Annotated in this window: 8 protein-coding genes; all 8 read right to left on the bottom strand. The window is 59.2% G+C overall.

What is annotated here, in order from left to right:
* Window positions 1-312: 312 nt before the first annotated feature.
* Window positions 313-2,979 carry an ABC transporter permease gene (locus B5G28_RS13590; RefSeq protein ID WP_087249676.1) on the bottom strand — a complete coding sequence of 889 codons (2,667 nt, stop codon included), beginning with the start codon at window positions 2,977-2,979 and terminating at the stop codon, window positions 313-315.
* Window positions 2,980-2,993: 14 nt separating this feature from the next.
* Window positions 2,994-3,662 (bottom strand): ABC transporter ATP-binding protein, encoded by a 669-nt coding sequence (locus B5G28_RS13585; RefSeq protein ID WP_087249674.1) that lies wholly within the window; start codon window positions 3,660-3,662, stop codon window positions 2,994-2,996.
* A 107-nt stretch (window positions 3,663-3,769) separates the two neighbouring features.
* On the bottom strand, window positions 3,770-4,669 hold the full coding sequence (locus B5G28_RS13580; protein WP_087249672.1) for a HAMP domain-containing sensor histidine kinase: 900 nt from the start codon (window positions 4,667-4,669) through the stop codon (window positions 3,770-3,772).
* Complete coding sequence (locus B5G28_RS13575; protein WP_087249670.1) at window positions 4,666-5,349, bottom strand: response regulator transcription factor; 684 nt, start codon at window positions 5,347-5,349, stop codon at window positions 4,666-4,668. Before B5G28_RS13575 ends, B5G28_RS13580 begins: the two co-directional genes overlap by 4 nt.
* Window positions 5,350-5,729: 380 nt before the next feature.
* Window positions 5,730-6,149, bottom strand: coding sequence for a hypothetical protein (locus B5G28_RS13570; protein ID WP_144265561.1), 420 nt, complete (start codon window positions 6,147-6,149; stop codon window positions 5,730-5,732).
* A 35-nt stretch (window positions 6,150-6,184) separates the two neighbouring features.
* Complete coding sequence (locus tag B5G28_RS13565) at window positions 6,185-6,655, bottom strand: GyrI-like domain-containing protein (protein WP_158099634.1); 471 nt, start codon at window positions 6,653-6,655, stop codon at window positions 6,185-6,187.
* Between the two features lie 178 nt (window positions 6,656-6,833).
* Complete coding sequence (locus tag B5G28_RS13560; protein WP_087249665.1) at window positions 6,834-7,028, bottom strand: hypothetical protein; 195 nt, start codon at window positions 7,026-7,028, stop codon at window positions 6,834-6,836.
* 62 nt (window positions 7,029-7,090) lie between these two features.
* Window positions 7,091-8,602, bottom strand: a complete 1,512-nt coding sequence (locus B5G28_RS13555) for an OmpA family protein (RefSeq protein WP_087249662.1) — start codon at window positions 8,600-8,602, stop codon at window positions 7,091-7,093.
* Window positions 8,603-8,912: the final 310 nt, after the last annotated feature.

Here is an 8,912-nt window from a genome sequence, read left to right as displayed (position 1 = left end):
GAGACAGCCAAGCACAATGGTCTGGATCCCTTTGGTTACCTACTGTTCCTGCTGCAGGAGCTGCCCAAACTGGGCGAAAATCCTACCGAGGAACAACTGGTTCCGCTGCTCCCCTGGGCCGAAAACCTTCCCGAGTATTGCAAACTCAAATAATTTCAACCGATTTGAGCTCCTCATGGGAGCTCTTTTCTTTATCCCTCACGGGGGATTATGGAGAGCTTACGCATCATCAGCAGAGCAAAACCCGACAGCCTCTCCCTTTTCCGTGAGAAGCCGCCGGGCTTTTTGTCTTTGCAAGAACTTTCTATCCGCTCACTCCTGCCGCAGGCGCTCCACCACCGGGATGTGCTGGACTGCCCGGCTGGTCAGCATCGGGATCCCGATGCCCAGCGCTGCAAACAGGGGCAGCACTACCCCGATGGGCCAGAGGGTGAATCGATACGTAAAGAACCAGATCATCCGGTTGAGGATGGGCCCCAGGAAGGGGGCACTCACCAGGATGATGCCCAGCGCCAGCGCCGCAGCTCCGGCGGTGTAGAGCAGGCCCTCGATGGCCAGCATGGTCCGCAGCTGGCGGGTGGTCATTCCGATGGACTGGAGCACCGCCAGCTCCCGGCGGCGGGCGGTGATGCCGGTGAGGATGGCATTGGCGAAGTTCAGCACCCCTACCAGCCCCACAATAAAGCTCAGCGCCCCGCCCAAAAGAAGGAACATCCCCCGCACGCTCTCAAATTCCCCGGCAAAGGTGGCTTTGCTCTCGTAGTCCAGCTGGGGATTCACATTTTCGGTATAATCCTGGAGGAAAGCCTCCATGGCGGCGGTGGCCTCCTCTGTGGTGTTGAAGGCATAGTACATCACATCGGCGGTGCCGCTGTCCCGGAGGAAGGTCTGGTCGTCGAGGATAAAGGCATCGTCCCCGTAATAGCGGTAACTCAATGCGGTGGGCACCGTCACCAGGGCGGCCACTGTGTAGTCCACATCCCGGTAGGTCTTGGCGTAGGAAGTAATGCTGTGGCCCGCCGCATAGGCGGCCTCCACCTGCTCTATCGGGAGCACCTCGCCGGTGTCGTTGTCGTAATACTCAAATTTCTCCACATACCGGATGGTTACTGTATCTCCCAGTTTGGCCCAGTTGCTGTCCATTTCTGGGTCTCCGTAGTCGTCCTCCCGGTAGACGGCGGCAATCCAGTTTCCGCCGGGCTCTTTCAGCTTCTCCAAGTCCCCTTCCAGCACCGTCAGCTGGTCCAGGGCAAAGGGTTCCATGCCGCACAGCTGGACATAGTCCGCCAGGAACCCGGCGTCATTGCGCTGGGTGTGGTCTATCAGCCACTGGAGGGAGTCCTCCGAATAATAGGGGCGGTTCCTGGCAAGGAACCAGTCCTCCGGGATGAATTCCAGCATTCCTATGCTCTGGCCGTAGACCCGGGCGCTTTGGGTGACACCGCCCTGGGCGTTGATGGCGGCGATGGCGTCCTCCCCCACCGCCATACCGCTGTTGAAGCCGGTGGTGCTCACCTGCAGCTTGCCGGCATCTGCCACGATGAAGTCGGTGGCGGTGAAGTGGGCAGTGTATTTGTCCATGTCAAAGCCGGCGGTGAAGGTAACGGTCAAAGTCAGCAGCACCACCGCCAGGGACAAAGACACTATGGTGATGGCAGTTTTGCCCCGGCTGCGGCCCAGATTGGCCCAGGCCATGGACACCAGGGAGACCCCTTTTTCCTTCCGGCGGGCTTTGGGCCGGAGGGCTTTTCCCTCGGTATACCGCACCGCCTCCACCGGCGACACCTTTCCGGCCAGGCGGCCGGGACGGCGGCAGGAGATCAGGACGGTGACAAGGGCAAAGAGTGCCGAAACCCCAAACAGCACCGGGCTGACCGATACGGTACCAATCACATCATTGAGCTGCGCCGTGATGACCGGGGTCAGCACCCCGCCCAGCAGCCAGCCCAGCAAAAGCCCCGCCGGGATGCCCGCCGCCGACAGCACCAGAGCCTGGATGCGGATGATCCGCCGGATCTGCCGCGGGGTGGTACCGATGGTTTTCAGCAGGCCGTAAAACCGGATATCCCCCGCCACCGAAATCTGAAACACGTTGTAAATAATCAGGTAGCCGGTGAAGAGGATCAGAGCCAGCATCACCAGGATTGTCAGAATCACCGACGGATCGATCTGGCTGGACAGCTGGGCCCCGGTGTAGCCCCAGTTGACGCCGGTGGCGATATAACCCGGGGCGGCGGGGTCCTGGTCCTGATAGCCATTGTCCGCCAGAATCCGGCCCAGGTCGGCGGCGATGGACCGGGCGCCATGTTTCAGCATCACGTCCAGGTTCCAGGAGCCGGTCATCCCATCGGTACCCGGCGGGGTGACCCCCACCTCCTCCAAAATGGCATTTACCCGGCTCTCGGGAATCAGCACATGGTTGGCCACCACCGCATCGTCGTACTCCCACCAGCCGCAGAGGGTGAAGGTCTGGGTGGTTTCCTGGCCGTCCACCTCAAAGGTGAGGGTGAACTGCGCCCCCAGTTCCGGGGTGATGCCCAGCAGTTCCAGCACATGGGTGTCGGTGGCAGCTTCGTCGGTGCCCTCGGCGGGCAGGCGGCCCTCCACCGGGTCGCAGTAGGTCCAATGGGCTTCGTTTGGGTCGGAATAGCCCACCTCCACATGGGATTTGTTGAAGGGAACGCCTGTGGGCATCCCCACAAAACGGCGCAGGCCCCAGTCCTCCATCAGGGGGTGTTCTTTCAGCTGGCTGAACTCTTCCTCGGTGAGGTATTTGAAACTCCCGTGGGCATACCCGCCCGCCTGGCGGAAGTTGCTCTGCTGCATCCCCTCGTTGATGGACAGGGCGATGGTGAACAGGCTGGTAAAAAGCAGCGCAGTCAGCGCGATGGCCAGCACCGCCACCATGTTCCGGGTGCGGTTCGCCCAAAGCGCCCGGAGGCTCAGCCGGCGGATGCAGCCCCGATTGGATACCTTCATGGTTTCGCCCCCTCTCACCGCGTCACAATCCGGCCGTCTTCGATCCGGATAATCCGGTCGGCCATCTGAGCAATTTCCTCGTTGTGGGTAATCATCACCATGGTCTGGCCGAATTTCTGGCCGGTGACCTTCATCAGGCCCAGCACGTCCTGGCTGGTCTTGGAATCCAGGTTGCCGGTGGGCTCATCCGCCAGCAGGATGGCGGGCTTGGCCGCCAGGGCCCGGGCGATGGCCACCCGCTGCTGCTGGCCACCGGAAAGCTGACTTGGCAGGCTTTGCAGCTTCTTTTCCAGTCCCAGGGTGGACACCACCTCCCGGACAAAGCCCTCATCCACCGCCCGGCCGTCCAGCTGGATGGGCAGGATGATATTCTCCCAGACGCTGAGCACCGGGACAAGGTTATAGGCCTGGAACACAAAGCCGATCTTTCGGCGGCGGAAGATGGTCAGCGCCTCATCTTTCAGCCCGAAGATCTCTCTGCCGTCCACCCTGACCGTGCCCGAGGTGGGGCGGTCCAGCCCGCCCAGCATATGGAGCAGGGTGGATTTGCCCGAGCCGGAAGTGCCCACAATGGCCACAAATTCCCCCTGTTCCACCGTGAGATTCACCCCGTCCAGCGCCTTCACCTGGGTATCCCCGGAGCCATAGTATTTTTTCAGGTCTCTGGTTTCCAAAATCGTCATGCAGCATTCCTCCAAAAGAAAAGTCTGTATCATCCTTGGACAATACAGACTTTACCACAGAAATCTTTCCCTGCCCTTTCGAGAAGATGACAGTTTTGAAAGAATCCTTATTCCCGGGGCAGGAAGAGGGCAAAACAGCTCCCTGTGCCCGGTTCGCTTTCCAGCTTGATGTAGCCGCCCTGCTTTTCAGCGATCTGCCGGGTCAGATACAAACCGATGCCCACCCCTTCCGCCTGCCAGGCTCCGGGGGCCCGGTAAAACCGGCCGAAGATCTTGGCCTGTTCTTCTTCGGGGATGCCGGGACCGGTGTCCCGGACGCAGACCGCCGTGAACATCTCATAGGGCCGAACCTCCACCCTTACCGCCCCGCCTGCGGGGGTGTATTTCACCGCATTGTCCAGCAGGTTGCAGAGGGCCTCCTCGGTCCACTTGGGGTCGAAAAGGGCGCTTGCCTCGGTCGCTCCCACCGTCAGGCGGATCTGTTTTGCCTCGGCTTTGGGGGCGTACTGGGCCGCGGCCCGCTGCACCACCGGCGCTATGGGCCCGGGCGCAGGGTGGAGGGCCAGGATCCCGGTTTCCAGCCGGGAGGTTTTGACCAGCGCTTGGATCAGGGTCTCCAGCTTTTCGGCCTGGCCTGAGATGGCCTGCACACATTCGGCCTGCTGCGCCGTGAGAGGCTGTTCTTCCAGCAGCTGGGCATAGAGCCGGAGATTGGCCACGGGGGTGCGGGTCTGGTGGGAAATGTCCGAAATCAGGGCGCTGATCTGGTCTTTCTGGGCCTTTAGATTTCGGGCCGAGAGGGCACTGGCCGCCAGATACCGGGCCAGGCGGCTTTCCAGAGCGGAAAGCCGGGTCTCGTCAAAACTGCTCTCGGAAAACGCGCCCTCCATGGCGGCGGTGAGCATCTCGTCCAGCCGCCTCAGCAACCGGGCCTGCCGCCAGCGCGACACCAGGACGACCCCGGCGGCGAGCGCCAGCGCCACACCCGCAGCAATCCACCCGCTCATGGGTTCACCGCCCAGGTGTAGCCGATGCCATACACCGTTTTGAGATATTCGGGCTTTGCGGGGTCAGCCTCCAGCTTGGCCCGCAGCCGCTTTACCGTGACCGAGAGGGCGTTGGGCTCCACCGCCCCGGCCCCGTCGGGCCAGACCTTTTCCGCCAACAGCGACCGCGGAACGGTGCGGCCCCGGTTCTCCACCAAAACCCGCAGCAGCTTCTGTTCGGTTTTGGAGAGCTCCACCTTTTCCCCTCCCCGGCGGAACTCCATCCCCTCGAAGTCAAAGGAAAAGGGGCCCAGCTGGAAGGATGCGGGAACCTTCGGCGCATTCCGGCGCAGCTGGGCCGCCACCCGGGCCCGCAGCACCGCCAGGGAAAAGGGCTTGGTGATGTAGTCGTCCGCCCCGGCTTCCAGCCCGGTGACTTCGTCCAGTTCCAGGTCATTGGCGGTCAAAAGGATGACCGGGGTGTTCTCCCCCGCCGCCCGCAGCTGACGCAGCAGCTCAAGCCCGCTGCCGTCCGGCAGATTGATGTCCAGGATCAGCAGGTCAAAGCGCTGCCGGGCAAGCCGTTCCCAGCTTTCCTGCAAGGTGCCAGCCCGGATAACGGCCCGCTCCGGTGCTTCCAGCGCCATCCCGATGCCCCGGCCCAGGGCCGGATCATCCTCCAGCAAAAGAATCGATTCCATGGAAATATCCTTCTTTGATTGAGATTCACGGTTTTGCTCTAGTATAGCGGAAGAGGCGGGAAAAGGCAAACAGGGGGTGGAGGATTTTGGAACGCAAAAAAAGATTTAATCATTATTTTTAAAAGAAAAAGGAGCGCCGCGAAGGACGCACCCGATTCGAAAAAAGCTGTCTTCGCCGTACAAATTTTTGCGAGATCCCCATCCGGGTGTTTTTCGGCGGGGCGGCGTGCGGTATCGGACACAAACTGTGGGCACTGCTCCGTTTTTGGGCATGGCAAAGCCTTCTTTCATAAAATTCAATCAAACGAAAAGGCAGGGCGTTTCCATTCCCTGCCTTTTTGCTAATGCGATGATCATGGATGGAACGCCAAAGTCAGACCTCATTTCTGGAGATCCCAGGCGAGTTCATATTTTCCATCCGCCCCGGTAAACCGGGTGGTAACATACAACCTGTCTCCCGGCTCCACAGAAAGGACGGCACAGGGATGCTCACGATCCAGAACCACAAGGCTCTCCTTTTTCTTATCCCTGATTTCCACGCAAACCGTTCCCTTGGTAATCACAGATGAAAAAACAAAGCGATACCTTTTTCCCGGTTGGAGGCAGATCACGCGTTTGACAGTCCCGCGGCAGGATGTAAAGCTGGCCTTGATGCGGTTCTTGTTTTTTCCGATCCGGGGACACCCCTGATACACCAGCGCCGACTTGGAGTTGATGACGCCGAAGCCATTGATATAGAGAAGATAAACCAGACCAAATACAGCGATCAAACCGGCCAGCAACAGCAAGAGTTTATTCACCCTTCTCCCCCTGCCTTTCTTTTTATTTCCCGTCGTCACTTTAAGATGGGCACGCACAATTCGCACAGGTGCCGGTCCACCAGTTCCTTCCGGTAGCGTTCCATCACAGGCCGGGACGCATCCAAAGTGAACTCCAGCGCAGGCAGCGTGGCAGAATATCCGCTCCATGCGGCCTGGACAGCCTCTGCGGTATGCTCCAGCAGAAACACGACATACATTCCGCCGCTAAACTGCCCAAGCACAACCTCATCTGTCTGAGGGATCATTTTCTTGTCCCAAAGCATACAGACATCGTAGCGGCACTCCTCTGCCCTTGTCATGGATGGATTATCCCACGGGATCCCCAGAAGGGTGGTCTTCTGCTTCCACAGGCCACGGCTACTGATCCACCCTTTCATGAGGTTCATCAGCCGACGGTTTTCGGGGCCATACGCTCCGACCCTTCGCATCAAAAGGACGGCGGAAGGCTCTATGGTTTCTTTCTGTACGTTCAAATAAAACGGCACAATGCTATCTCCAGTCTTGGTAAAAGTACATCGATGTCTGAAATCATCATACTGCCATTTAAAATGTTTTTCAAGCGCTCTTTTAAAAGATTCTATAATGTTTGCAAAAGACTGCATTCAATAAAAAGCAGCCCTGCACAGGCTGTGCAAGGCTGCTCTATACCTATTTGTTTCTCTCTTACTTGTGCTTGTTGTGTTCTTGGGCGAATCGACGGGCATTTTTCATGCCGCCGACTTCTTTGAACATGCGCTCACACTTCTTGCGTTCAATCGCCTTGCCGCTCAAGCCGTCGCAACTGGTTTCATGCTCCAGCTTGCGATAACTTTCCAGGCGGAGGACATCCAGCTCGCCGGAATCTACAGCTTTCCGCACCGCACATCCGGGTTCATTGATATGGGTGCAATCACGAAAACGGCAGGCGCTGTGCGGAAAAGTCAGGCATTGAGAATTTCCTGGGCCGTGGGATCATTGGCATCCAGCACCACCACACGGCGGTTCTTGACCGCTTCCGACTCCACAAAATTTCCGCTGCTGTCCCGGTCCTGTCCCCGGGGGAAGGGGTCCGCCTCATAGCCCAGTCCCACCGTCAGCAGCTGATCTTCCGGGACGCCATAGGCGCTGACCAGCAGGTTTTTGACCGCTTCGGCCCGCTGGCTGGACAGCTGCACGCAGGATTCCTGTTGGCCGTCGGTGGCGGTGGTTCCCGCCAGCAGGACGGGGTGATCCGGGTGAGCCAGAATCACCTCGGCCACTGGAGCCAGGGCAGCCTTGGCGGCCTCCTCATCCACAAAGATCGCCTTGTTGGACACAAACATGATCTGGGTTTCATCCAGCGAGAAGGGTTCCTCAAAGATCAGCTCGGACACCGTCTCGGGTTCCCGTTCCACCTCGGTGGCCGTATCCTGCGGGGTAAAGTGGGCAGAAACCCGGAAAATCAGGTTTCCGTCATTGCCTGCCTTCTGTGAAACAACGCCGTAGTAGGTGGTGTTGGGGGAAAGCTGAATCTGCCGGATGGTGACCGAACCATCTCCGTTGGTTCCTGACTCCCACACCTGTTCTCCCAGTTCATTGTACAGGCTGAATCCGATGGTCCTGTAATATTGGCCTTCGGGAGCCAGCAGGACTTCGTAGTCGGTGCCGTCCCCGGTGGCAAAGGAGTACCACTTGCGGGAACCGTTCACCTTGGCCCGGACCATCTGTTCCAGCTGGAACGCCGTGGCTCCGCCCTGGGCCGAACCGCCTTCCAGATCCAGAATTCCCTCCGCCTGGGACTGGGCAGCAGATCCGGCGGTCTCCTCCGAGGACGCGCCGGAGGATGCGTCCCCCGTCTCGGTCAGGGGGGACAGCCGGAAGGTCAGAGCACCATGGTTCCCCTCCGACTGGGCCACGGTGGCAAAGTAGGGTGTATCGGGCGAAAGCTGGACCTGCCGGACGGTGACCGAGCCGTCCCCGTTGGTGTTCGACTCCCACACCAGTTCTCCCCGACGGTTGTAAATGCCAAAGCCAATGGTTCGATAGTACTGTCCTCCCGGCGCCAGCCAGACTTCATAGTCCGTCGTGCTGCCGGTGGTAAAGGCGAACCACCGGCGGGAACCATTCACTTCCACCTGGACTTTCTTGCCCAGCGGCAGGACCATGGCGTCCACCTGGGCCGGGCCGCCTTTCATGGCCACTGCATCGGCCGGAAGGCTCTGGACCGACGACGCCTCCGACGAGGCTTCGTCCTGCTCCGGCTGGGAGGATGCAGCCTTTTCCTCCTCCGACGCGGCGCTGGAGGCGGGCTGGCTTTCGGGTTTGCTTTCAGCTTCTGAAACGGCCGAAGATGCAGAAGAAGCCGAGGAGGCCGGTTTGCTGTCGGCCGCCGATTGGGCCGGCTGGCCCTTGCCGCAGGCGGCCAGCTGCAAAACAAGCGCGGCAGCCAGACACCCTGCAAGAATCTTTTTCAACTTGAATTCCTCCTTTTCGTTCCATTACCCGGTATTTTCCCTTTTACCCGGTCTGTTTTTTCTATACTAACACAAATACTCCTGCCGGACAACCGCTGCAGCCTGGACAAACCCTACAAAAAAGTTCATCGTTTTGCACAGAAGCGCTTTGTTTTTCCTGCCTGCCCGGTCCAGACAGGCTCAAGCTGGAAGTGAACTGCTCCAGTAAAAGTAGACAGTGAAAAAAGAAGGCCTCCTGTGGTAGAATAAAACTACTACAGGAGGTCTTTGCTATGCCCAGAAAATACAGCCACATTCAGGAACACGAGAA

Source organism: Faecalibacterium sp. An77 (assembly GCF_002161315.1).
Taxonomy (GTDB): domain Bacteria; phylum Bacillota; class Clostridia; order Oscillospirales; family Ruminococcaceae; genus Faecalibacterium.
The sequence above is the reverse complement of the archived record's forward strand: the minus strand, read 5'-3'. Positions and strand labels throughout refer to the sequence as shown.

What these genes read in the sequence shown, in the direction of transcription:
- B5G28_RS13590 (WP_087249676.1), bottom strand. Translation starts at nt 2,979, where the DNA reads ATGAAGGTATCCAATCGGGGCTGCATCCGCCGGCTGAGCCTCCGGGCG.
- B5G28_RS13585 (WP_087249674.1), bottom strand. Translation starts at nt 3,662, where the DNA reads ATGACGATTTTGGAAACCAGAGACCTGAAAAAATACTATGGCTCCGGG.
- B5G28_RS13580 (WP_087249672.1), bottom strand. Translation starts at nt 4,669, where the DNA reads ATGAGCGGGTGGATTGCTGCGGGTGTGGCGCTGGCGCTCGCCGCCGGG.
- B5G28_RS13575 (WP_087249670.1), bottom strand. Translation starts at nt 5,349, where the DNA reads ATGGAATCGATTCTTTTGCTGGAGGATGATCCGGCCCTGGGCCGGGGC.